This window comes from Micromonospora sp. NPDC005203 (assembly GCF_042872705.1).
Lineage (GTDB): Bacteria > Actinomycetota > Actinomycetes > Mycobacteriales > Micromonosporaceae > Micromonospora.
The window spans coordinates 841,223-863,865 of sequence record NZ_JBIAKV010000001.1 but is presented as its reverse complement, the minus strand read 5'-3'; the positions used below and the strand labels follow the sequence as shown (position 1 = coordinate 863,865).

At 69.3% G+C, this 22,643-nt stretch carries 21 protein-coding genes and 1 pseudogene; 13 read left to right on the top strand and 9 right to left on the bottom strand.

Annotated features, from left to right (window positions below):
* Nucleotides 1-6 precede the first annotated feature (6 nt).
* From ACFYPM_RS04200 to ACFYPM_RS04180, 5 genes are read left to right on the top strand one after another with little or no spacing between them, the layout of a single operon-like run.
* A complete protein-coding gene (locus ACFYPM_RS04200; protein WP_387191064.1) occupies nt 7-978 on the top strand; it encodes an LLM class flavin-dependent oxidoreductase in 972 nt (323 codons plus the stop codon).
* The gene (locus tag ACFYPM_RS04195; RefSeq protein ID WP_387191062.1) at nt 975-2,162 is read left to right on the top strand and encodes an MFS transporter; all 1,188 of its coding nucleotides are present in this window, start codon (nt 975-977) and stop codon (nt 2,160-2,162) included. The genes ACFYPM_RS04200 and ACFYPM_RS04195 overlap by 4 nt, the downstream gene beginning before the upstream one ends.
* Complete coding sequence (locus tag ACFYPM_RS04190) at nt 2,159-2,749, top strand: NADPH-dependent FMN reductase (RefSeq protein ID WP_387191060.1); 591 nt, start codon at nt 2,159-2,161, stop codon at nt 2,747-2,749. The genes ACFYPM_RS04195 and ACFYPM_RS04190 overlap by 4 nt, the downstream gene beginning before the upstream one ends.
* Entirely contained in the window at nt 2,742-3,383 is a 642-nt protein-coding gene (locus ACFYPM_RS04185) for a hypothetical protein (RefSeq protein ID WP_387191059.1), read from the top strand. Before ACFYPM_RS04190 ends, ACFYPM_RS04185 begins: the two co-directional genes overlap by 8 nt.
* A complete protein-coding gene (locus ACFYPM_RS04180) occupies nt 3,380-4,225 on the top strand; it encodes an SDR family oxidoreductase (protein ID WP_387191057.1) in 846 nt (281 codons plus the stop codon). Before ACFYPM_RS04185 ends, ACFYPM_RS04180 begins: the two co-directional genes overlap by 4 nt.
* Before the next feature lie 52 nt (nt 4,226-4,277).
* Here ACFYPM_RS04180 and ACFYPM_RS04175 read toward each other — a convergent pair whose 3' ends face one another.
* The 3 genes from ACFYPM_RS04175 to ACFYPM_RS04165 form a co-directional block, all read right to left on the bottom strand.
* Nucleotides 4,278-5,501 carry a cytochrome P450 gene (locus tag ACFYPM_RS04175; protein ID WP_387191055.1) on the bottom strand — a complete coding sequence of 408 codons (1,224 nt, stop codon included), beginning with the start codon at nt 5,499-5,501 and terminating at the stop codon, nt 4,278-4,280.
* An 84-nt stretch (nt 5,502-5,585) separates the two neighbouring features.
* On the bottom strand, nt 5,586-6,341 hold the full coding sequence (locus tag ACFYPM_RS04170) for a response regulator transcription factor (RefSeq protein WP_387191053.1): 756 nt from the start codon (nt 6,339-6,341) through the stop codon (nt 5,586-5,588).
* 75 nt (nt 6,342-6,416) lie between these two features.
* A complete protein-coding gene (locus ACFYPM_RS04165; RefSeq protein ID WP_387191051.1) occupies nt 6,417-7,073 on the bottom strand; it encodes a TetR/AcrR family transcriptional regulator in 657 nt (218 codons plus the stop codon).
* 137 nt (nt 7,074-7,210) lie between these two features.
* On the opposite strand from ACFYPM_RS04165, the gene ACFYPM_RS04160 reads away from it, so the two are divergent.
* The 3 genes from ACFYPM_RS04160 (at nt 7,211) to ACFYPM_RS04150 (ending at nt 10,330) form a co-directional block, all read left to right on the top strand.
* Entirely contained in the window at nt 7,211-8,668 is a 1,458-nt protein-coding gene (locus tag ACFYPM_RS04160) for an MDR family MFS transporter (protein WP_387191049.1), read from the top strand.
* Nucleotides 8,665-9,525 (top strand): SDR family NAD(P)-dependent oxidoreductase, encoded by an 861-nt coding sequence (locus ACFYPM_RS04155; protein WP_387191047.1) that lies wholly within the window; start codon nt 8,665-8,667, stop codon nt 9,523-9,525. The genes ACFYPM_RS04160 and ACFYPM_RS04155 overlap by 4 nt, the downstream gene beginning before the upstream one ends.
* A 112-nt stretch (nt 9,526-9,637) precedes the next feature.
* Nucleotides 9,638-10,330, top strand: a complete 693-nt coding sequence (locus tag ACFYPM_RS04150) for a hypothetical protein (protein WP_387191045.1) — start codon at nt 9,638-9,640, stop codon at nt 10,328-10,330.
* 681 nt (nt 10,331-11,011) lie between these two features.
* Here the strand turns inward: ACFYPM_RS04150 and ACFYPM_RS04145 are convergent.
* Together ACFYPM_RS04145 and ACFYPM_RS04140 are read right to left on the bottom strand one after the other, a co-directional pair.
* Nucleotides 11,012-11,185, bottom strand: a complete 174-nt coding sequence (locus ACFYPM_RS04145) for a hypothetical protein (RefSeq protein WP_387191043.1) — start codon at nt 11,183-11,185, stop codon at nt 11,012-11,014.
* 159 nt (nt 11,186-11,344) lie between these two features.
* Nucleotides 11,345-12,166 (bottom strand): helix-turn-helix transcriptional regulator, encoded by an 822-nt coding sequence (locus tag ACFYPM_RS04140; RefSeq protein WP_387191041.1) that lies wholly within the window; start codon nt 12,164-12,166, stop codon nt 11,345-11,347.
* A 149-nt stretch (nt 12,167-12,315) separates the two neighbouring features.
* Here ACFYPM_RS04140 and ACFYPM_RS04135 point away from each other — a divergent pair, with 149 nt between their 5' ends.
* Nucleotides 12,316-13,017, top strand: coding sequence for a hypothetical protein (locus ACFYPM_RS04135; protein WP_387191039.1), 702 nt, complete (start codon nt 12,316-12,318; stop codon nt 13,015-13,017).
* A 279-nt stretch (nt 13,018-13,296) separates the two neighbouring features.
* Here ACFYPM_RS04135 and ACFYPM_RS04130 read toward each other — a convergent pair whose 3' ends face one another.
* The 3 genes from ACFYPM_RS04130 to ACFYPM_RS04120 all read right to left on the bottom strand — a co-directional run bounded on the left by ACFYPM_RS04130 (nt 13,297) and on the right by ACFYPM_RS04120 (nt 16,638).
* A complete protein-coding gene (locus tag ACFYPM_RS04130; RefSeq protein ID WP_387191037.1) occupies nt 13,297-14,007 on the bottom strand; it encodes an SDR family oxidoreductase in 711 nt (236 codons plus the stop codon).
* A 650-nt stretch (nt 14,008-14,657) separates the two neighbouring features.
* The gene (locus ACFYPM_RS04125) at nt 14,658-15,875 is read right to left on the bottom strand and encodes a CynX/NimT family MFS transporter (RefSeq protein WP_387191035.1); all 1,218 of its coding nucleotides are present in this window, start codon (nt 15,873-15,875) and stop codon (nt 14,658-14,660) included.
* Between the two features lie 64 nt (nt 15,876-15,939).
* A complete protein-coding gene (locus ACFYPM_RS04120; RefSeq protein WP_387191033.1) occupies nt 15,940-16,638 on the bottom strand; it encodes a TetR/AcrR family transcriptional regulator in 699 nt (232 codons plus the stop codon).
* Between the two features lie 421 nt (nt 16,639-17,059).
* On the opposite strand from ACFYPM_RS04120, the gene ACFYPM_RS04115 reads away from it, so the two are divergent.
* From ACFYPM_RS04115 to ACFYPM_RS04105, 3 genes and pseudogenes are all read left to right on the top strand, one after another.
* A complete protein-coding gene (locus ACFYPM_RS04115; RefSeq protein WP_387191031.1) occupies nt 17,060-17,464 on the top strand; it encodes a hypothetical protein in 405 nt (134 codons plus the stop codon).
* 240 nt (nt 17,465-17,704) lie between these two features.
* Nucleotides 17,705-17,947 (top strand): annotated as a pseudogene (locus tag ACFYPM_RS04110) (DUF4260 family protein); the annotation flags it as partial.
* Nucleotides 17,948-18,070: 123 nt separating this feature from the next.
* Complete coding sequence (locus ACFYPM_RS04105) at nt 18,071-19,603, top strand: FAD-dependent monooxygenase (protein ID WP_387191029.1); 1,533 nt, start codon at nt 18,071-18,073, stop codon at nt 19,601-19,603.
* 72 nt (nt 19,604-19,675) lie between these two features.
* Here the strand turns inward: ACFYPM_RS04105 and ACFYPM_RS04100 are convergent, their stop codons facing one another.
* Complete coding sequence (locus tag ACFYPM_RS04100; RefSeq protein WP_387191027.1) at nt 19,676-20,839, bottom strand: acyl-CoA dehydrogenase family protein; 1,164 nt, start codon at nt 20,837-20,839, stop codon at nt 19,676-19,678.
* Nucleotides 20,840-21,089: 250 nt separating this feature from the next.
* Here ACFYPM_RS04100 and ACFYPM_RS04095 point away from each other — a divergent pair, with 250 nt between their 5' ends.
* Nucleotides 21,090-22,517: a UDP-glucose dehydrogenase family protein gene (locus ACFYPM_RS04095; protein WP_387191025.1), complete on the top strand. Its 1,428-nt coding sequence runs from the start codon at nt 21,090-21,092 to the stop codon at nt 22,515-22,517.
* Nucleotides 22,518-22,643: the final 126 nt, after the last annotated feature.

Genomic DNA, 22,643 nt, shown 5'->3' with positions numbered 1-22,643 from the left:
CGCACCGTGGATGTCGGACTGCTCTTCGACCTGCGCAACCCCCAGCGATGGCAGCGGCCCCGCGACCGCCACTACGGCCGGATCCTCGACTTCTGCACCGAGGCTGACCAGCGGGGTGTCGGTGGCCTCTGGTTCACCGAGCATCACCTGTTCGCCGACGGCTATCTTCCGCAGCCACTGACCTTCGCGGCGGCGGCCGCCGCCCGGACCCGGCGGGCCCGCATCGGCACCGCGGTGGTGGTGGCCCCGCTGCACCATCCCGTCGAGATCGCCGAGCAGGCGGCCGTGGTGGACCTGATCAGTGGAGGACGTCTGGAACTCGGTCTCGGGGCCGGCTACCGCCGTCCCGAGTACCAGCTGTACGACGTCGACTTCGCCCGCCGCATTTCCCGCGCCGGTGAGCACATCGAGCGGGTACGGGAGCTGTGGCGCGAGCGTGGCATCACCCCGGCGCCGGTACAGGATCTTCCCCCGCTGTGGGGCGGCTTCTACGGGCCGCGCGGCGCCCGCATGGCGGGCCGGCTCGGCATCGGCCTGCTGCACCTGTCGCGTGAGTCGTTCGTGGAGTACCAGCGGGGCCTGGCCGAGGGCGGCCACGACCCCTCGGTCGCGAGGGTCGCGGTTCTGCTGCCCATCCTGTTGGCCCGGGACCCGGAGCGGGCATGGGCTCGGATCGGCCCGCACCTGGTGCACCAGGTCAACTCCTACCGGCAGGGTGCGCTGGAGGGCACCGGCCAGACCTCTCCGCCGCTGACACTCGACGACCTTCGCGACCCGCACGCCCGGGACACCCGCGGCCTGCTGCGGATCCTCACCGCGGAGGAGGCGGCAGTGGAGATCAAGGAACTGACCGCCGGGCTGCCGGTCCGCCACCTGATCTTCTGGGCGGACGTCGCCGGCATGCCCGACGATCTGGTCGCCGACAATATCGCCCTGGTCACCGGCCGTCTTCCGGCGCTGCTGGCCGCGGCGTCATGACGGCGCTCACCTCGCGCCGCTCGTCCGCCCTGCTGCTCGTCCTGTCCGCCACCATGATTCTCGACGCGGTCGAGGTGTCGGTGGTGCTGGTCGCGGTGCCGCACGTCGCGGCCGACCTGGACCTGTCCCTCGTCTCGGCACAATGGCTGGTCAGCGGGTTCGCCGCCGGGTTCGCCGTGCTGCTGCCGTTCGGGCCGTGGTTGGCCCGCCGTTTCGGCCGCCGCCGCACCTACCTGACGGCGATGGCCGGCTTCGCCGTGGCGTCCCTTGCCGGCGGTCTCGCCGACAGCGGTGCGGTGCTGATCGCCATCCGCGCGGTCAAGGGCATGTGCGCCGCCCTGACCGCCCCCGCCGGGCTGGCCATCATCGCGACCACCTACCCCGACGAGGCCGCGCGGCGCCGCGCCGTCGCCGTGTACTCGCTGTTCGGAGCGGCCGGGTTCACCAGCGGCTTGCTGCTGTCCGGTGTGCTGGCCGAATCCGGATGGCGGTGGACCTTCGTCTTCCCGGCACCGGTGGCCATCGCGTTGATGCTGCTCAGCCGCCGTCTGCTGCCACCGGACTCGCCGGAGTCGACACACTCGGACGTCCGGCCAGCCGGACTGCGGATCACCGGCGCGTTGCTCGGGGCGGCGGTGACGGCATCGGCTCTCAACGGCGGCTACCAGACCCTGCTGCTGCTGCTCACCTTCGACCTGCAAGGCCGCTTCGGGTGGGCCGGCTGGCAGAACGCGATCGCTCTGCTGCCGGCGTGCCTGCCGCTCGCACTCGCCGCACCGTGGGGCGCTGCCCTGGTAGCCCGGTTCGGCGGGGACCGCCTGGTCGCCCTGGGAGCTGCCGCCGCACTGCTGGGCTACCTGAGCCTGCTGTGGCATCCCCACCCCGCCCGGTACGTCACCGGCGTACTACCGGCACTGTCCCTGGTCGGTCTCGGGTTGGTGCTGTCGTTCGCCGCGCTCAACATGCGCGCCACCACGGCGGCGCCACCCGGCCAAGGGCCTGCGGCGATCGCGTTCTACCAGGCGGCGGTCCAGGTCGGAACCGTGGCGCTGCTGCCGGTCGCCGCGACCGTTACCGCTGCCGGCGAACGGCGTACCGCCTGGCTGATCCTCTCCCTGGCGGCGGCGGTCGGCCTGCTGGCCGCCGTCGGCGTCTCGTCCCCGCACAGGAAGGCATTTCCTTGACCGACATCTCGCCGCTACGACTCGCGGTGATCACCGCCAGCGTCCGGGACACTCGACTCGGCCCGGCCGTCAGCGAGTGGGTGCTGGCCCAGGCGGCCACCCGGCCCGAGCTCGACGTCAGCCTCATCGACCTGCTCGACCATCCGCTGCCGCTGGTGCTGCCGGCACCCGGGCGGTCCCCGGAACCCGAGGTGGCCGCGACCCGTGACCGGCTGAGCACGCAGCTGGCCAGGGCCGACGCCTTCGTCATCGTGACCCCGGAGTACAACCACAGCTTCCCGGCATCGCTGAAGAACGTCCTCGACTGGTTCCTCACCGAGTGGGCCGGCAAGCCGGTCGGCTTCGTCTCCTACGGCGGCCACGCGGGAGGGCTGCGCGCGGTGGAGCAGCTCCGGCTGGTCTTCGCCGAGCTGCACACCGTCACCGTGCGGGAGACGGTCAGCTTCCACCACGCCTGGGAACAGTTCCCGGTCGGCACGACGGTGACCGACGCGGGTGCCGCGGCGGCCGCCAAGACACTGTTCGACCAGCTCGTCTGGTGGGCCCGCCCGCTGCGTGCCGCCCGTGCGGAGCACCCGTATGGCTGACCCGGGCTCCCCGGAGCCGGCCGTCGCGGCGGTCTTCGTGACCCGCTGGCACACTCCGGCGGCGACCGCCGCGGTGCTCGAGGAGGTGACCGCGGCCTGGGCCGCGGCCCCGTGGCCGCTGGGTCTGCTGACGCTGGACGCCTATGCCGGGGTCACCGCTGAGACCGCACTGCTGTACGTGTGCGCCGCCGACCCCGACGCCTACGCCCGGCACGTCAGCACTCTGACCGGCGTGGCCCGGCGCACCGCCGTCGAGTACCGGCCGCACAGGTCCATCGTGCTCGACGGCGCTCCGAGGGCCGGATGCACGGTCGTCGCCGACTTCGACGTCGACGACCCGCCCCGGCAGGAGCAGATCGTCACGTCCGTGGTGCGGGCGCTGGAGCAGACGCCCCCGGAGCACCATCGCGGCATGCTCAGTGCCCGCTTCCACCTCAGCGTGGACGGCACCCGGGTGCTCAACCTGGCGCGGTGGACCGACGACGCGGCCCACGAGGCATTCCTCGCGGGCGCCACCCGGCGGGCAACACTGCGGGCCACCGCCGCGACCCCCGGCGTGCGACCGATCGGTTTCCGGCGCTACCACCTGTTCCGCAGCCTCGGCCCGACCCACCTGAAGGAGGACCAGCCATGACCATCCTGGTGACCGGAGCCGGCGGGCGCATCGGCGCCACAGTCCTGCGGCAGCTGTACGAACAGGGCCGGCCGGTCCGGGCGGCTGGCCGGACGCAGCCGGCGGACCTGCCCGGCGGCGCGGACCTGCCCGGCGGCGTGGAATGGGTCGAGCTTGATCTGGCCGCGCCCACGTCGGCGGCACGGGCGTTGGCCGGAGTCGAGCAGGTCTTCCTCTATGCCCAGCCCGAGGGCGCCGAGCAGCTCCTGAAGGTGGCCGCCGACGCCGGCCTGCGGCACATCGTGCTGCTGTCGTCGCTGGCCATCGACCACGACGCCGGCCAGCCCGGTCCGATCGCGCGCCAGCACCTGTTGGTCGAGCGGGCCATCGAGGTCTCCGGGATCGGCGCGACCGTGCTGCGTCCCGGGGCCTTCGCCAGCAATGCGCTGCAGTGGGCCGCGCAGATCCGGGCGGAGGGCCGGGTGGCGATGCCGTACCCGGACACCCACAGCGAGCCGGTGCACCCCGATGATCTCGCGCAGGTCGCGGTGCGTGCGTTCGACGACGGCCCGGCCGGTGCGGTGCACCGGATCACCGGCCCGCAGTCGCTGTCGGCCCGCGAACAGGTTCGGGCCATCGCCACGGCGATCAATGGGCCGATCGAGGTACGCGAGATCGACCCGCAGACGTACGCCCAACAGTTGGCGGCGCACGTACCGGCGACCTTCGTCCGTTCCCTGCTCGACTACCAGCGCGAACGCGACGGACAGCCCGGGCCGGTGTACGACGTCGCCGCGTTGCTGGGCCGCCCGGCCCGGTCGTTCGCGACGTGGGCGACCGAGAACGTCACGTCGTTCAGCTGAACTCCGACGGTTCGGGCGCGACCCCGTGGGGAGTCGCGCCCGAGCCGTTTCGTCACCAGCTGACGGGCAGGTGCCGCACGCCGCGCATGACACGGTTGCGCTGCCAGCTCACCTCGTCGGCTGGGACCGCCAGCCGCAACCCCGGCAGCCGGCGCACCAGGGTGTCCAGCATGACCTGCAGCTCCAGGCGGGCCAGCGCGGCCGCCGGACAGTGGTGCGGCCCGTGACCGAAGGCTACGTGCGGATTGGTGGCACGGCCCAGATCGATGGTCTCGGGTTCGGTGAACACGGCCGGGTCGCGGTTGGCGGCGTCGTTCTGTGCCACCACGGCGTCACCGGCCCGGATCACCTTGCCGTGCAGTTCGACGTCGACGACGGCGATCCGGGAGAAGGGGGCCACTGCGGCCGCCAGGGGCGTGAACCGCAGCAGTTCCTCGACCGCACTGGGCACCAGGGTGGGGTCGGCCACCAGTTGCTGCCACAGTTCTGGATGCGCGAGTAGGACATAGAGGAAGTTGCCGGTCTGGTTCGCGGTGGTCTCGTGACCAGCGGTGAGCAGGTCGACCGCGAAGATCGCGAGTTCCGCGTCGGTGAGCCGGTCCTCGCCCTCGCGCGCGGTGACCAACTGGCTGAGCAGGTCGTCACCGGGATCGCGTTGCCGCCGGGCGATCAGTTCGCGCAGGTATCCGTCCAGACTGGCCCGGGCGGCCTCGATGGCCTGTGGGTCGTCGGCGGTGAGCGCCATCATCTCGTTCGTCCAGCCCCGGAAACGGTCCCGGTCCTCCGGCGGGACGCCGAACACCTCGCAGATCACCGTGACGCCCATCGGCCACGCCAGCATGACGGCCAGGTCCGCCGGCGGCCCGGCGTCGACCAGGCGGTCGACGAGAAGGTCCACAATGCCCTCTACCCGTGGCCGGGTGGCGTCGACCTGATGTTTGGTGAAGGCCTTCGCCGCGAGCCGGCGTAGCCGGGTGTGCTCGGGAGGGTCCATGCTCAGCAGCGATTCCGGCTGCTGGATCAGCGGGCTCGAGCGGGGCACGTCCTTGCCGACACCAGCCGCCCGGCTCAGGCGGGGATCGGCGAGCACCGCGCGGACGTCCTCGTAGCGGGTCACCAGCCAGGCGTCGCCGCCGTGCGGCATGGTCATGCGGGCCAACGGTTCCCGGTCCCGTAGTTCGGCGTACAGGGGGTCGAGGTCCAGTCTTTCGGAGGTGAGGTCCGCAGAGTGGTAGGGGCACCCGGGTGTGGCCCGATCGGGCTCAACGGTGGTCATGCGGGTCTCCGTCGCTACGAGGGCGGGCATTGCCTTCCGAACGTAGGACCGGGCTGGGAAATGTTGTGCCAGGCGAGTTTCGGCTTATCCATAATTGAGTGTCAGATCCGGGAAAACCAGGGAGCGGCGCTGGTGCGGCACGGGCGGCTCCGGGGAGGCCGGCCGCGGCACAAGACAGAAGCCGACGCCGCGGACGGTGTGAATGCGGTCGCTACCGCCGAGTTTGCCGCGCAGCGAGCTGATGTGCGTGTCGACGGTGCGGCTGGCACGCGAACTCAACGAGCGTGGGTCGTCCCAGATCTCCGCCATCAGGCGCTGCCGGGTAACCACTGTCTCGACGTGCCGGGCGAGGAAGACCAGCAGGTCGAATTCCTTGCGGGTCAGTTCCACTGCTCGGCCGCCGACGGTGACCTCCCGGGCGGCCACGTTGATGCGCAGGTCACCGGCTTCCAGCACGGTTGTGTCGGCCCGTCCCGGTCCGGCCCGCAGCCCGGCACGCCGGTTGATAGCCTCGACGCGGGCGATGAGTTCACGGAGTTCGACAGGGCTGTCCAGGCAGGAGTCGGCACCCGCCTCCAGCCCCAGCACTCGATCCAACTCGGTGCCGGCGTCGGTGAAGGCGATCACCGGGGTGTCGCACCGCTCGCGCAGCCGGCGGCAGACCTCCAGACCGTCGATGTCCGGCAGTTGCAGGTCGACCAGGATGAAATCCACTCCGCGGAGAGCCCTGAGCGCCGCTGCCCCGGTGTCGACTGTGGTCACCGAGTGTTCCTGCCGTTGCAGCGCCGGGACGAGATGCCCGTGGGCGATACGAGGTTTTCCCACCACGAGGACCCGCATTGTCGCCTGCCTCTCCTGTCGTCTTCGCGGTGGCAGCGTGCCGGACCTCGTCGACTGGCACACGCCATTGCGCGATCAGTCGCGCCTGCCGTACGCCATCAGGAAGGTGCGTACCGCGGTCCGGGCGACGCGTTCGAGTTCCTGGTCGTCGACGGCCTTCGTGCCGAGATGCGAGCGGGCCTCCATCGGGCCGGTCAGCAGTGCCAGAAACTGCTCGGCCGCCTCGCTGGGGTCGGGCGTGTCGAGGTGACCGGCCAGTGACAGCCGGGCCAGCCGGTCGGCGAGGGCCTCCCGCAGGCGGCTCGCGCCGTGCCCCCACACCACCTCGAGCAGGTCGGGGAAATGGTTGATCTCGGCGTAGAGCAGTCGGCGCAGCGCCCACGACCGCTTGTCGCAACATCGGTGCAGCAGCTGGCGAGCGGCGTCGTGCAGGGCACTCTCCGGGTCTGCCGCGGCGCCGATGCCCAGGGACGTCTCGACGACCGCCAGGTTGCCGGCCATCATGTCGCCGGCGACGGTCGCCAGCGCCTCACGGAACAGGGACTCCTTGTCGCCGAGGTGGTTGTAGACGGTGTGCTTCGCCACGCCGGCGACCTCGGCGATCTCCTCCATGCAGGCCCTCGCGAAACCGCGGTTGGCGAACACGGTGAATGCCGCCGCGATGATCGACTCGCGTTTGTCAATGCGCCCACGGGCCGCTGAACGGCCGGCGGGGACGATCGTCGATTCCACGATGAGACCTTACCTCTCCGTGCATTTAACCGCACTATCCGTAGCAACTAGTTAACCAAGTGCATTGCGCCACCCTATCCTGCTCCCTAGACTGCACCCATCAGTGCAATCCGTTGCTCGATCTAGTGGAGATCCTGATGAGTCAAGGAGAGGTGCAACGCCTCGATCCCGCCCTTCGCCGTCTGATCGGCGTGGTGCTGCTGGGCGGGATCATGGGCATTCTGGACGGCTCGATGATCGCCGTGGCCGCCGATCGGCTGGCCCACGACTTCGGCACATCGCTGGCGACCGTCAGCTGGGTGTCCGCGAGCTACCTGCTCGCCCTGACCGTGACGATTCCGGTCACCGCCTGGGCGGTCGACCGGGTCGGAGGCCGGCGGCTCTGGCTGGGCGGACTGGCCGTCTTCCTGATCGGGTCCATCCTCTGCGGCCTGGCGTGGAACGTGGAGAGCCTCATCGCGTTCCGGGTGCTGCAGGGCATCGGCGCCGGGCTGGTCGACCCGCTCATGCTCACCCTGCTCGCCCGGGCCGCCGGTGGCTCCCGTGTCGGCCGGGTGATGGGCCTGATGGGCGTGGTCGGCTCCAGCGGCCCGGTGCTCGGCCCGATCGTCGGCGGCATCATCCTGGAGTCGCTGTCCTGGCGCTGGATGTTCCTGGTCAACGTGCCGATCGGGCTGCTCGCCCTGGCACTGTCGCTGCGCACCGTGCCGCGCGACGCCGACAACACGGCTCCGGTCGGCCGGCTCGACGTGATCGGCATCGCCCTGCTCGGCCCCGGCGTCGCCGCCGGTGTGCTAGCCCTGTCCCAGGTCGCCGAGCGCGGCACCGTCACCAACACCTGGGTGCTCGCCCCGCTCGCCGCCGCAGTCCTGCTGCTCGGCGGGTATGCCTGGCACGCTCTGCGCCCACGCCGCACCGCGCCGCTGATCGACCTGCGGCTGTTCACCCGGCCCAGCTTCGCCGCCAGTGTCCTGGTCGGCGGCCTGGTCGGGCTCGTCACCTTCGCCAGCATCTTCGCCCTGCCGCTCTACCAGCAACTGGTCCGGGGCCACGACACCTTCGAGGCGGCCCTGCTGCTCGCCCCGCTCGGCATCGGTTCGGCGATCTCCATGCCACTGGCCGGCCGGCGCTCCGATCGGGTGGGTGCCCGCCTGCTCGCTCTCGGCGGTGCCACCCTGGCCGGTCTCAGCGCCCTGGCTTTCACGCAGATGGGCCCGCAGACGTCGCAGGTCTGGGTGACGGCGGCCTCCTTCACTATCGGGTTCGGGCTGGGTGCCGTGGGCGCGCCGACCATCGGCTCGCTCTACCGCACACTTCCCGCCGAACTCGTCCCGCAGGGCAGCTCGGTGCTCTACATGCTCAACCAGCTCGGCGCCTCGATCGGCATCGCCGCCGTCGCCGTGGTCATGCTGACCGCCGGAGACGGCAATCCGCTGAGCGGCTTCCACGCCGCGTTCTGGACGATGGTCGGCGCACTGGCGGTGCTCATCCTCGCGAGCAACCTGCTGCCCGGGCGCCTCCCGGCGCAGGAGCCGCAGGAGCAGCCGCCGGCCGGCAGCGATACCTCCCTGGCCGGTGCGGAGAAGCGGGTATGAGCGTTGTCGTGATCGCCGGCGGCACCGACGGCATCGGCCGTGCCGTGGCGCTGCAACGGCTGGCCGCCGGTCACACCGTCGTCCTCGTCGGACGGGATCCGGTCAAGGCCGACATCGTCCAGGCGCGGGCGTCGCAGCTGGGTGCGCGGGAGCGGCTGCACTTCGTGCACGCCGATCTCAGCCTGCTGCGCGAGACCTCCCGCGCGGTCGCGCAGATCCGGAAGGCGTACTCGATGGTGCACGCGGTCGTCCTGTGCGCCCGCCACTACCACTCGCGGCGCAGCGTGACCGCCGAGGGCATCGAGGAGAACTTCGCCCTCTTCTACCTCAGCCGATACCTGATCAGCCACGGTCTCGTGCCAGCGATGCGCCGGGCGCCCCGAGCGGTCGTGGTCAACGTGGCCGGTCCTGGCGCCGATCTGAACGTGGTCCACTGGGACGACCTGGAACTGCACCGGGACTACCACGGCGGCACCGCCCTGGGGCAGGGAGGCAAGCTCAACGACCTGCTCGGCGTCGCGTTCGCCGAACAGCACAGCCCCGCCGGCCCCCGTTACGTGCTCATCCATCCCGGTGTCACCGCGACGGGCTTCTCCGGCACCTACGACAGGGCCACGCTGCCGCACATCCGCGCGATGCAGCAGAACGCCAAGCCGGTCTCGGCCGTGCTGCCACCGATTCTCGCCGCCCTGGACGATCCGCCGGCGGATCCGCTGACCGCCTTCGTGGAAGGGGTCAGGCTCCGCGTCGACACCGCCGGGTTCGACCCCCGGGCCGCGCGACGCCTGGACGAGCTGACCCGGCAGCGGCTCACCGCCCTGGACATCGATCTTGATCACAATTTTGGTGACTCCTGAACTATCGGCCAAAACCTTGCGAACTCCTGACGGTACGACCTCCCGGCCGGTCGGTTCGACCCTGCAGGCTCAAGGGGTCACACCGACCGCGCCGCCAGTTTGGAGCCTCTCGATGACCTCGGTTCAGCCCTCTCTGCGCCCCGTCCTGGACGATCCCGGCACCGCCGTCGTGCTGGTCACCGTCGTCAAGGGTCGCAACCAGCAGCACCAGCAGCAGCTCGCGGACAGCGCGATCCGACACTGGCAGAGTGCCGCCGTGCGGGATGCGGGCCGTCATGTGCGGGCACCCCACTCGATGCGGCCGGTGGCGCTCAGCGTCTTCGTCAGCGGCGACGGCCACGAGGTGCTGGCCTACGCCCGACACGCCGGCGACGGCCCGCCACCGACCGGGCCGGCCGCCCAGGGTGCGGGTGGACCCCAGTGGTGGACGTGCCGACCGGATGAACCGATGTCGATACCGTTCCGGCCGTACCGTGTCGTTCGCGGCAGCGCCGAGGGCGGTGCGACACTGCCGGAATCCTTTCCCGTCGCCTTCTTCACGATGGACGAGCAGACCTCGGCCCAGAGTTGGGTCGACGACATGCTTCGTGGGGAGGAGGAACGCGAGGGCACCGACCGCGACTATCCGGGTGCTATCGCCGCTCACCTGCAGGTCAGCCTGGACGGGCGGCGGGTGTTGAGCTTCTCCGAATGGCGCAGTGAGGCCCAGGCCGCAGCGCACATCGCCGACGTTTGGGCGCCGTTTCTGCAACGGCTCGGCGCCACCGGAGCCCTCTACCGCCATTACCGTACGGTGGCCGCCTGACCCGGCTGGTGCTGTCGGCGGCGTGCCGCTCCGGGCATCCAGCGACGTCACCGACACGATCGCGTACGTCAAGCGGCATTGCGACCTGTTTCGCAGACACATACCGGTCGCTCAGTATCCTGGGACGAGCAGCGGCGGTTTCTTGATCTTACTCAGGCACCCTGACCTACTGTTCCGAGAATTCTGGACCGTTGCAGAGTTCTGCGCTTTCGACCGGAGCCGTCAAGGCCGTTCGGAAATATCCAGGTGATGCGCGGCGAGCCGCAGCATGCCGAGCAGTGACTCCCTGGAAGACCCACCACCCCATCGCGCAGCAGGCATCCCATTTTGACTATCCGTTCACGGCGTGCCATCGCCCCACACCTTGAACAAGATTGATTTCAACGATCCCTGCCGGTGCGGCGCTCGGCCCCTGAGTGGAAGGCGGCCTGGACCGATGCCACTGTCCCCGGCAGTGGTCCAGGGCAGATCGACATCGGCCCGGTAACTGGCCTGCAGCATGAACTCTTCATCGAGGCGTTCCACGACCTCCTCCGGACTCACTCCGGGGGTCAACTCGTACCAGAGCGACACCATCTGACACTCGGCCCCCTACTCGCCGGAGGTGAGATCATCCCGCGAGCGGCCGTCGTCGGACAGGCCGGTAAGACGTACGGATGGCCTGGCACCAACATTCCACAGTCAACAGCCAGCAAAATATTGGCGGGCGGCAGAAAGGGCCGAGGTCGGGACCGCGCCCGCCGCGAAGGACGGCACGTCGGCCACCAGTTGGTTCTCCTCGTAGCTGCGCTTGTGGAGCTGCGCGATCTGTGCGCCGATCTCGGGCTCGCCGTCGTCGGTGATGTCGAAGGACACGAAACGGTCGATCAGCGGAAGGCCCGCCTTCTCGCACTTCGAATACCGCTACCTATCGGATTCTTGTTGAGATCACGTCACTGGCTCCGCCGAGTAGCGATACCCATTTGCGTAAGTTTCTGTTACGGCACAGGGGTGAACGGCGTTGGCTGTGCTTTTTCAGGCGGGTGTGTGTATGGCGGCCAGGTAGGCGAGCGCCTCGGCGTTGCGGCTGCCTGGTTCCGGCGTGCCGACGAGCAGTTGCTGACCGGGCGCGTCGCGGACGTCGAAGGTCTGGTACGTGAGCTCGATCCGCCCGGCGTCCGGGTGATGGAAGACCTTGAACAGGCGGGTCAGGCCGCGCACGGTCTGGTCCTCCCACAGGGCGCGGAACTCCGGTGAGGCCTGCCGCAGATCGGCGACGAGCGCCTGGATCTCCAGGTCGTCGGGGAAGAGACCGGCGTTGAGGCGCAGGGCGTGTACGGCGTTCTCCGTCAGGGTGGGCCAGTCCAGGAAAACGGTGCGTGCCTGCGGGTGCTGGAACAGCACCCGCACCATGTTGGTCGTGCCTGCGAACGGGGCGAGCAGCGCCGCCGCGACGCTGTTGGTGGCGAGCACGTCGAATGCGGGATTGAGCACGTAGGCGGCCGAGGTGGGGAAGGCGTCCAGCAGTTGTAGCAGCGTGGGATGGACCAGGTCCCGGGAGCTGTTCGGGCCGAGCCTGGGATTCAGCCCGGCGAGCCGGAAGAGGTGGCCTCGCGCGTCCGGGTTGAGCCGCAGGGTCCGTCCGATCGCATCGAGTACCTGTGGGGATGGGTTGCGCTCCCGACCCTGTTCGAGGCGGGCGTAGTAGTCGACGCTCACTCCGGCCAGCACGGCGATCTCCTCGCGGCGCAGCCCGGCTACCCGCCGGTCGCCACCCCCGCGCAGTCCGACATCTGCGGGGTCGACCTGGGCGCGGTGGGCCCGGAGGAACTCCCCAAGAGCATTGCTGCTGCGCATGTCAACCAGGGTAGAGCCCCTGGTCGGAGGCGTGCCAGGGTGCCGTGCTCCCGGGTAGCTGGGCCCTGCCGACCATCCTGCGTCGCGCGCAGCATGGGTCCCACGCTCCAGCGAATTCCGCCGGAGGCGACATCACCCCTGGAGACGCCATGCCCTTCGCCGATGACCTCATTGGTGAGCACGCGGCCAGAATGTTGATCCGGGCGGTGGCGTCCGCGGCCCCGGGGACCCCACTCACCGCGCTCCGCTCCGCCGCCGGCGACCTCGCCAACCGTTCGCTGCGGGAACGCGCCGACCTACTCGGAGACGCCCTCCTGGCGGACCTCCCCGGCGGGTACGCCCACCTCGCCCGTACCGTTCGCCGGGCCGGACGGGCCGGACAGCCGCCCTTTGACGGATGGTTGATCTGGCCGGTCACCAGCGCGATCGCCGCCAAGGCGGTCGCCGACGGCGGGGCGGAGGCATTTGATGACGCGATGGCCCTGCTGGCTGAGTTGACCGGCCGCCTCACCTCCGAGTTCGCCCTCCGTACGCTGCTCAACCACGACCTCGACCGCGCGCTCGCGATCATCCACACCTGGACCGCCTCCCCAGCCGAGGACGTACGTCGCCTCGCTTCGGAGGGCACCCGCCCCTTCGCCGCCGACGGGTCGTGGTCCACGGTGCTGCACGCACCCGGCGCGCTGTGGCCGGACACCCTCGCGCTCGCCGCAGACGGCTATCTGTACGTCAGCCTCAACCAACTGCCACGCGCCCCGCTGTTCAACGGCAACGCCGACGACCGCATCCCGCCGTACCAGATTGTCCGTGTCCCGGTAGGCGCGACCCCGATCCGCCTAGGTAACTCATAATCGGCCTCGTCCGCGCCGGGCGCTGCTCGCCGTCGCCGTCTCACCGGTCGAAGCCGACGATGACCACCTTGCCGATGGTCGCGGAGCTTTCCACCAGTTCGTGGGCGCGGCGCAGGTTGGCAGGGCTGGCTGCTCGGGCCGCTCGGATCCTTGTGTTCACAAGGGACCAGACGGCGTCGGCCAGGGTCCGGAAGCTGCGGTCGTAGAGTTCACCGCCAGCCCCAGCAGTACGTCGGTCGGCCTCACATTCCCTGGCCGGCTGCGCAGGAGGTGGTGGTGTCAGCTGAAGAGGGCGGCGTGGATGTCGGCGTAGAAGAGGGCGGGATCACGGGAAAGCGAGGCCTTCACATTGGCGGTGGGACTGTCGGCGATGATTTCCAGCTTGCCCGCTTCCAGGCCGTCCAGTGCCATGGTGACCACCTCATGAGGTGGGAGTTTAGGGATGTCGTAGGCGGCCATCATGTCGGTGTCGGCTATGGCCAGGGCCAGGGCGGTGACCTGGGTTTGCTGGTCGGCCAGCTCGAGCCTGATGCCGTTGGTGAGAGACCACTCCGCAGCTTTGGAGGCGGCGTAGCCGTTGCTGGCGGGGCTGAAGGTGTACCAGCTCAGCGCTGAGATGACGTTGAGAATGGCACCACCGGCAAGCCTGGGGGCGAAGGCGCGGGTGACGTTGAGGGTGCCCCAGAAGTTGGTGTCGAACTCGCGGCGGACGTTTTCCGTAGAGGGCCCGAGCAGGGGCGCGTCTGTGGAGATGCCAGCATTGTTGATGAGGACATCAAGGTCGCCCACCTCGGCTGCCGCGGCGTCTACGGATGTCGGGTCGGTGATGTCCAGTTGGAGGGGGACGACCCCGGGGATGTTGATGCGGTCGGGGCGTCGGGCGGTGGCGTAGACGGTGGTGGCGCCGCGGGCGAGGAGAGCCTCGGCGAAGGCCTTGCCGAGGCCACGGTTGGCGCCTGTTACGAGGGCTTTCGTGCCGTTGATCTGCATGACGTCAGGCTAAAACCTCACATTGGTGTCAGAGGCAAGTATTGCGAAGCAGATCACTGTGCGGCTCGAGGACCCGGGTCAGTGTCCGGGCGCTGCGGTACTACGAGGAGCAAGACTTGCCGGCCTCGACACGGACTGGCACGACACCTGCACCAAGCTCGGCGTCACCGCCAAGAAGACCCGCCCCCACCGGCGGTCACGCCGCACCGCTGCACCGAATCACCACAGGTCAAGGCCCTCGCCTCTGTCCGGCGTCGGTAAGCACTACCGTCGCGGCGAAACAGGATGCGGCACCGACTCTGACCTGCTGAGAATCTGAATCAGCAGGCAGGGGTGGGTGCAGTTGAGCACCGTCGGTTGCTGTTAGCGGCAGTTCAGGGCTGTTCAGGGCATTCTGTTCCTCCCAATCTGCTCCCCTGATCGACGGTCGGCACCGACCGCCGACCGCGCGGATTGAGCTGCCAGCCCTGGGCTCTGTCTGGCGCCAACGTCGGTTCACCTGAATCCATTGGTTGGAGGGCATCCCCCAACGAAGACAGCGCCTGATCGTTGACGGTCAGCGCGATCAGCCTGGCCGGGGTCGGGCTGGTCGCGGTGGGCGGCGGAGACAGCGGCGTGGGCGAGGATCGCCTGGGTCGTCCAGCGGTGTGTCAGCGGGCGAGTTCGTCCTCGACGAACGCGGGCCGTGCCAGCGTGATCGCCGGGATGGTCGCCACGAGGGCGACAGCGAGCAGGAACAGCAGCGGCAGGGTCCACCCGCCGCTGATGTCGTGCAGGAGCCCGACGAGCAGCGGACCGAGCGCGCCGAGCGCGTACGCGACGCCCTGGGCGAAGCCGCTCAGCGCGACGGTGCCGTCGTGGGAACGGGTGCGAACGTTGATGAGCACGAGGCAGATCGGAAACAGGATCGACCCGGAGCCGATGAGCAGCACCCAGAGCAGTGTGAGTGTCGCGGGCGCGAGCAGCAGGCCGAGGTAGCCGAATACGAAGCTCGCGACACCGGCGGCGATCAGCCAGCCGACATTGCGCAGCCGCGCGACGAGGAGGGGCGCGATGAACGCGCCGGGCACGCTGATGAGGCCGGTGATGGCGAGCAGCACACCGGCCTCGGTCGGCGTCGAGCCGGCGATGTCGCCGAGGATCTCGGGCAGCCACGCGAAAGCCGCGTAGGTGCAGATCGTGCTGGTCGAGAAGACGACGGTGATCGACAGGGCCACGCTTGACCGCCATAGGCGCGTGAGAACAGCGGCAGGCGGGGACTCAACGGCGGCGTCCAAGAGTCGCTGGCGGCGCTCGCGCGCGATGACGACGAGCCACGGCACGAGCGCGACTACCGAGGTCACCGACCAGATGCCGAGCACGAACCGCCAGCCGAGCTGCGCGGCGACCGGGGCGGCGACCGCGGCGGGCACGGCCGTGCCCACGCCCACGATGCAGACGTAGACGGCGGTCAGCAGCGCTACCCGGTCGGGGAAGTAGCGGCGCACGATGGGCGGCAGCAGCACATTGCCGATGCCCGTACCGGCGAGCGCGAGAACACTGCCGAGGAGCAGCACCGCGAAGCCCGGGGCGAACGCGCGCACGAGATGGCCGAGGGTCATGAGCAGCAGCGCGAGCACGATGCCGCCGTCAGGGCCGAGGTTACGGGCGACGCGCGGTGCGATGAACCCCGATACCGCCAACAGGATCGGTGGCAACGTGCCGAGCAGCCCGACGCCAAGGTTCGAAATCGGGATGTTCACCCGGATGTCGCCGAGGATCGGCGATATCGTCGCCACCGCCTGGCGCAGGGTGAATGCGACGAGCACGATGCCCAGCAGCGCTACCGTGCGTCCCGCCCACAACGGAAGGCGGCGTTGCTCGGACATCCCCCGAGCCTAGTGCGCCATCCGAGGATGTTGACCTTGGGGAGCCGACACACGGATGCCCGCTTCAAACAGCTGTTCCGTGCCCCACCACAGGTGCGGAAGGCGGGAGTCCGTTGTTCAGGGCTTGGAGAATCAGATCGAGCCCGAACTCGAATTCCTCGTCCAGCGGACGGGGCAGGAGGTGCACGACCGAGGCCGTGGCGGGGTACCGGTCGCCGCCTCCCCCCAGAAAGGCGTCCTCCAGCGTCGAACGACCGACCGTCGCGTCGTTCTGCATCGCGAACCCCACCACGTAACGGGAGATCGTTGCGACTGTGTTCACGGACATCATGGGGGGAAACCCGGCCCGCAACAGGGCGGCCAGCATCCGTTCCCGGATGACCAGGCCGTTCGGGCCGAGCGGAAAAGTGTTGGTGAACAGGTGCGCTGAGGCGTTGTGGCTCGACATGACCCGGTACGAGATTCTGGCGGAGTTGCGGCAGACCTCGTCCCAGTTCGCGTTCGCGCCGAGCTGGGCCCGGATCTGGCCGTCAGCTTCGCCAAGAAGGTAGTCCATGACAAGCCCGAGTAGTTCAGCGCGGCCTTCGACATGACGATAAAGCGTCGCTGTGCTCGATGAGAGACGTTTGGCCACAGCTCGGAGGGTGAGTGCTTCTGCGCCTTCCTCGTCGAGGACACCGAGTGCCGCCTCGACGATGCGGGCGCGACCGACGGCGGGACGTCCTCGTGGCCGCTTTGGTCCTTCCCTGGCCGGACCGTCCATCCGATCGCGTCTCCCATCACGAGTTCGAGGCCACGCCCTTCGGGTCAGGACAGTACGACGACGCTACACGCCTGGGAGCAGGAGAAGCGGATGCGGGCATTGCCGGACTCAAGGGACCGCTGCGGACCGCAGCTCCGGCGTGGCGACGCTCTGGCATCGGGTGCCTCGAACGGGTGGCTGGCCGGGCCGTTGATCCCTGCGCACCCTGGTCGACGACGGCTATCCCCGCGGCGGAGCTCGAAATCACGGTGCGGATCCACTGGCCTGCTCGAAGATTTATGGATACGCTGTAGTCATTAATACTGACAGGAAGTTCTCTCGACGCCGCCGATTCACCCCGGCTGCGACCCCCGCGCAGCAGACCGACTCCCTACGCGAGGGGATCTATGTCACCTTCACCGCGCTCTCCGTCACCCTCGTCGTGGCTTCCCACCCCGGGACACCTCTTGCGGCGGCACTCGTTCTGCTCGCCACGACCACCGGGACCGTGGTCGCCGCACTGACCGCCGACGCGCTCGCACACCTGGCCGTACACGATAGGTTCTTGAACGGTCCGGAACTGCGCCACGCGCTGCGGGCCTCGCTGGGCTCGTTGGTGACGGTCGTCGCCCCGTTTGTTCTGCTCGGCGCCTCCGCTCTCGGCGCCTGGCCCGTCACCGCCGCGTTGTGGGTTTCCGCAGCCGTCCTTCTCGCAACGCTCGTAACCGTCGCCGCCGTCGCGATACGCGGCATCAACGTGCCGTGGTGGCAGCGAACGCTGTTCCTCCTGACCGTGGGTGTCGCCGGCCTGGTGGTCGTCTGGTTGCAGACGCTCGCGCACGGATAGGCCGCCACGGTGCACACGGGGAGGGCGATGCCTGATGCCGTCCCATTCGTTCTGGCACAGGGCAATCCCGAGAAGGACGCCGTCCACCCGAGCCGCCGGCGAACGCCCCGGAACCACGCACGGGAAAGCCAGCCTCGGTGCGGACATTGCCCGACGCCCTCGCCGGAACGCCAGGCGTCGTCACCGGCCGACCGCTGACCTTGCTTCGGCTCGATGGTCTGACCCGTCGCCGGAGCCGCTCTCGTCGTGTTTGCGACCACTGGGCAGCGCTGGTGGCTGAGCCCGGCGCTGTTCCTGATCCCGGACCAGTTCTGGCTCGCCCACGCAGCGGGTCCCAGGGTCGGCGCCTGGTTCCACACCTCGCGCACACGCCGTTGCTCGCCGCGGGCGCCGGATGGCATGCCATTGCACTCACCGTCGCTGGCGCCATCGGGCTTTGACCCACGCCATTGCGCCGACCACTATTTTTCGGCTACGGTGTAGCCGTAAATCACTGAGGCCCTAGACCAACGACGCGACTCCCCGCTGACCTGGCGTTCGGCCGACGGAACCACTGGCACAGCGCCCCGATCGATCCATGGATTGGGCGAAGCCACTCAGCCGCTTTTGAGCTTCGAGGTGACGGCAATGACTGACCGTATCGACGTGCTGGTGGTCGGGGCCGGCCCGGCCGGGCTCGCGCTGGCCTGTGATCTTCAGCGCCGCGGTGTTCGGCTGCGCGTCATCGACGCCGCCGACCACAGCTTCGAGGGCTCTCGGGCCAAAGGGATCCAGCCACGAACCCAAGAGGTTCTGGACGACCTCGGCATCCTGGCCGAAATCCAGTCCCACAGTTCGCTCTACCCCCTACTCGGCGCGCATGTCGGCCCCCTCACCGTGCCCTGGATGATGATCAGGCACCGCAAGCCGACTGAGGATGTTCCCCATCCGAACACCCTGCTGGTGGCGCAGCACGACACTGATGCGGCGATCAAACGCCGTCTCGAACAACTCGGCGGCACGGTCGAGTACCGGACCCGGCTGTCGTCCTACGAGCAGCATGCGGACGGTGTCGTCGCCACCGTGGAAGGTCCGGCCGGCATCGTGCGGATCTCCGCCCGTTTCCTGGTCGGCGCCGATGGAGGCGGCAGTACTGTCCGCCGTACCGCGGGCATCGACTTCATCGGGGACACCGACGAGAGCGACCGGATGATCGTCGCTGATGTGACCCTGACCGGTCTGCCCCGCAACCGGTGGCACATCTGGCCCCGCAGCAACGGCCGGTTCATGGCACTGTGCCCGTTGCCCGACGGCAACAAGTTCCAACTAATGCTCAAGCTGTGTCCGGACGAGAAGGCAGATCTGGGCCAGGAAGCCGTGAACCGCCTCGTCCAGGAGTTCACGGGCTCCAAACTGCACGTGGCGCAGGTGCACTGGGCCTCGGTGTGGCGGCCAAACATCAGGTTGGCGCAGCGTTACCGGTCCGGGAACGTCTTCCTCGTCGGAGACGCCGCCCACGTTCACCCGCCGACCGGTGGTCAGGGCTTGAACACGGGCGTGCAGGACGCCTACAACCTCGGTTGGAAACTGGGCCAGGTCCTGGCCGGAGCCCCCGACGACCTGCTCGACACCTACGAGGCGGAACGGCAGCCCATCGCCGCCCGGGTACTGGGGCTGTCGAGCGACATCTACGCCCGGATGAGCAGCCGCCCGCTCGCGGCGGCCAAACGCGGCGACGAGGAACGCCAACTCGCCCTCAACTACCGCGGCGGCCCGCTGGCTGCCGACAGCGGCGAGGAGTCCCGCAACGTCGTCGCCGGCGACCGCGCACCGAACGCTCGTTACCTCGACACCAACGGCCGGCCAGCCCAACTGTTCGACACGTTTCGCGGTGCTCACTTCACCCTCATTGCCGCCGGGGAGCCCGCAGTGTCGGCGCTCAAGCACATCTCATGGCCCAGCACGGGCGCTGCTCTCAAGACCGTCGAAGTTCCCGAGAAGGATGCGGCAGGAGTGCGCCGCATCTACGGCATCACCAACCCGGCGCAGATCCTCGTCCGGCCCGACGGCTACGTCGCCTACGTCGCCCAGGACGACTGGACCGGCGCCCTCTCCAAATGCAGCGAGCTCATGCTGCCGCCGACCCGCCGCGACACCTGAAGCACCCGCCGCCCAGATCACCGCGGCCTCGGCCCATCCACACCTTCCCTGAGCTGCTGAAACAGCCCCGAATCAGCCCTTCATGAGCTCCCGCGCCATGACGATTCGCTGCACCTGGTTGGTTCCCTCGTAGATCTGGGTGATCTTGGCGTCGCGCATCATCCGCTCGAGCGGGTAGTCCCGCGTGTAGCCGTAACCGCCGAGCAACTGCACCGCGTCCGTGGTGATCTCCATGGCGGCGTCCGAGGCGAAGCACTTGGCCGCCGCGCCGAAGTAGGTCAGATCGGCGTCGCCACGCTCGGACTTGCCGGCAGCCGCGTAGGTGAGCTGCCGGGCCGCCTCCAGCCTCATGCCCATGTCGGCGAGCATGAACTGGATGCCCTGGAACTCGGCGATCGCCTTGCCGAACTGTCGGCGCTCGGCCACGTACCCCTTGGCGTAGTCGAGCGCGCCCTGCGCGATCCCGACGGCCTGCGCGGCGATGGTGACCCGGGTGTGGTCCAGGGTCTTCATCGCGGTGGCGAAGCCGGTGCCCTCCGCGCCGATCATCCGGTCGGCGGGGATCCGCACGTTGTCGAGGTAGACCTCGCGGGTGGGCGAGCCCTTGATGCCGAGCTTCTTCTCCGGTGCGCCGAAGCTCACACCGGCGTCGGACTTCTCCACGACGAAGGCCGAGATGCCCCGGGATCGGGCGGCCGGGTCGGTGACGGCGAATACGGTGTAGTACTCGGAGACACCCGCGTTGGTGATCCACCGCTTCACGCCGTTGAGCACCCAGTGATCCCCGTCATGCACGGCCCGGGTCGTCATCGACGCGGCGTCACTGCCCGCCTCCGGCTCGGAGAGGCAGTACGAGAACATCGCGTCCCCGGCCGCGACCGGCGTCAGGTAACGGCGCTTGAGGTCCTCGGCACCGGACAACAACAGCGGCATCGTGCCGAGTTTGTTCACCGCCGGGATGAGCGAGGAGGACGCGCAGGCGCGGGCCACCTCCTCGATCACGATGGCGGTGGCCAGCGCGTCCGCGCCCGCGCCGCCGTACTCCTCGGGGATGTGCGGGGCGTGGAAGTCGGCCGCCCGCAGTGCTTCGTAGGACGCCTTGGGGAACTCCCCGGTCTCGTCGGCCTCGGCGGCGTGCGGGGCCACCTTCGCCGTGCAGACCTCCCGGACCGCGTCCCGGATCGCCTGGTGCTCCTCGGGCAACCGGTAGACGTCGAACGACTCGCCTGCGGCCATGTTGGGTCCCTTCCCTTCACCGCTATCATGCGCAGTCTGTGGCGACTCCTGACCGCCGACCGCGCAGACTGAAGACTAGCTACTGCAGTTCAGGTGATGTTACCGGCGCGTAGGTATGGGCATGAGGGTGCACCCAGGCCGCTGGGCAATGATGGAGGACAACAGTGAGCCACCCCTCCGGTGCCCCGCCAGGCGCCGCAGCAGAATGCGACGCGACGACGCGCCGCCAGTGCGAGCGGAGAAGACAGGCGTGACGATCCCCTACCCCACCATCCAGCCGACCCCCGCCATCGCCGTGGTGGCACCGCCCTCGGGCGCGCCTCGACCGCGGGTGACGTTCCTGGGGACCGGCTACCTCGGTGCGACGTACGCCATCTGCTACGCCGAACTGGGCTACGACGTGCTCGGATTCGACGTCGACGCTGACAAGATCGCGATGCTGAACGCTGGTCAGGTGCCGATCCACGAGCCCGGCCTGGATGAGCTGCTGCGGCGTAACCTCGCCGCCGGCCGCCTCCGGTTCAGCACCGACATCGCCGAGACCGCCGACTTCGGTGACGTGCACTTCATCTGCGTCGGCACCCCGCAGCGGGCCGACGGCATGGGCGCCGACCTGTCGTACGTCGAGGCGTCGGTCACCAGCCTCGCGCAGCACCTCACCCGCAAGGCGCTGATCGTCGGCAAGTCCACCGTGCCGGTCGGCACCGCCGAGTGGGTGGAGCAGTTGGTCGGCAAGCACACCCCCGGCGACCTGGGCGTCGAGGTGGCGTGGAGCCCCGAGTTCCTCCAGGAGGGCTTCGCCGTCGACGACGTCCTGCGCCCCAACCGGATCGTGGTCGGCGTGAAGAGCGAGTGGGCCAACGGCATGCTCTACGCCGCGCACAAGGGCGTGTTCGACCTGGCCGCCACCGAGGACCGCGAGGTGCCCCTGGTGGTCACCGACTTCGCCACCGCCGAGCTGGTCAAGGTCGCCGCGAACGCCTTCCTGGCCACCAAGATCTCCTTCATCAACGCGATGGCCGAGGTCTGCGAGGCCTCCGGTGGCGACGTCACCCAACTCGCCCGCGCGATCGGCTACGACCCCCGGATCGGCAACCGGTTCCTCCAGGCCGGCCTCGGCTTCGGCGGCGCCTGCCTGCCCAAGGACATCCGGGCCTTCCAGGCCCGGGCCCAGGAGTTGGGCGCCGGCGAGGCGTTGCGCTTCCTGCACGAGGTCGACCTGATCAACCTGCGCCGTCGTACCCGGGTGCTGCAACTCGCCTCGGATCTGCTCGGCCGCCGCTCCGGTCCGGCCGGCCCGGACTTCTCCGGCACCCGGATCGCCGTGCTCGGTGCGACCTTCAAGCCCAACACCGACGACGTCCGCGACGCTCCGGCGCTCGCCGTCGCCGCGTTGTTGCACAAGGCCGGCGCCGAGGTGCACGTGTACGACCCGCAGGGCAGCGAGAACGCCCGCCGCGCAGTGCCCGAGCTGATCTACGAGAGCGGCATCAACGAGGCGGTCACCGGCGCGGACCTGGTCTGCGTCCTCACCGAGTGGGCCGACTTCCGCAACGCCGACCCGGTCGTCCTCGGTGAGTTGGTCAACGGTCGCAAGGTGGTCGACGGTCGTAACTGCCTCGACTCGGCCCTTTGGACCCAGGCCGGCTGGGAGTACCGGGGCATGGGCCGCCCCTGATCGGAGCACCCCACCGGCCGGCCATCGAACGTATCGGTGGCCGGCCGGTGTCGTTGTTTGCCCCGGACCCGCCGACAAGAGTCGAAATCCGGGCCAGCTTTGGGCATGCTGCGACAGTGGGAGTCC

What these genes read in the sequence shown, in the direction of transcription:
- ACFYPM_RS04140 (WP_387191041.1), bottom strand. Translation starts at nt 12,166, where the DNA reads ATGCGCAGCAGCAATGCTCTTGGGGAGTTCCTCCGGGCCCACCGCGCC.
- ACFYPM_RS04180 (WP_387191057.1), top strand. Translation starts at nt 3,380, where the DNA reads ATGACCATCCTGGTGACCGGAGCCGGCGGGCGCATCGGCGCCACAGTC.
- ACFYPM_RS04120 (WP_387191033.1), bottom strand. Translation starts at nt 16,638, where the DNA reads ATGGACGGTCCGGCCAGGGAAGGACCAAAGCGGCCACGAGGACGTCCC.
- ACFYPM_RS04100 (WP_387191027.1), bottom strand. Translation starts at nt 20,839, where the DNA reads ATGGCCGCAGGCGAGTCGTTCGACGTCTACCGGTTGCCCGAGGAGCAC.
- ACFYPM_RS04125 (WP_387191035.1), bottom strand. Translation starts at nt 15,875, where the DNA reads ATGTCCGAGCAACGCCGCCTTCCGTTGTGGGCGGGACGCACGGTAGCG.
- ACFYPM_RS04155 (WP_387191047.1), top strand. Translation starts at nt 8,665, where the DNA reads ATGAGCGTTGTCGTGATCGCCGGCGGCACCGACGGCATCGGCCGTGCC.
- ACFYPM_RS04160 (WP_387191049.1), top strand. Translation starts at nt 7,211, where the DNA reads ATGAGTCAAGGAGAGGTGCAACGCCTCGATCCCGCCCTTCGCCGTCTG.
- ACFYPM_RS04170 (WP_387191053.1), bottom strand. Translation starts at nt 6,341, where the DNA reads ATGCGGGTCCTCGTGGTGGGAAAACCTCGTATCGCCCACGGGCATCTC.
- ACFYPM_RS04130 (WP_387191037.1), bottom strand. Translation starts at nt 14,007, where the DNA reads ATGCAGATCAACGGCACGAAAGCCCTCGTAACAGGCGCCAACCGTGGC.
- ACFYPM_RS04135 (WP_387191039.1), top strand. Translation starts at nt 12,316, where the DNA reads ATGCCCTTCGCCGATGACCTCATTGGTGAGCACGCGGCCAGAATGTTG.
- ACFYPM_RS04175 (WP_387191055.1), bottom strand. Translation starts at nt 5,501, where the DNA reads ATGACCACCGTTGAGCCCGATCGGGCCACACCCGGGTGCCCCTACCAC.
- ACFYPM_RS04150 (WP_387191045.1), top strand. Translation starts at nt 9,638, where the DNA reads ATGACCTCGGTTCAGCCCTCTCTGCGCCCCGTCCTGGACGATCCCGGC.
- ACFYPM_RS04195 (WP_387191062.1), top strand. Translation starts at nt 975, where the DNA reads ATGACGGCGCTCACCTCGCGCCGCTCGTCCGCCCTGCTGCTCGTCCTG.
- ACFYPM_RS04185 (WP_387191059.1), top strand. Translation starts at nt 2,742, where the DNA reads ATGGCTGACCCGGGCTCCCCGGAGCCGGCCGTCGCGGCGGTCTTCGTG.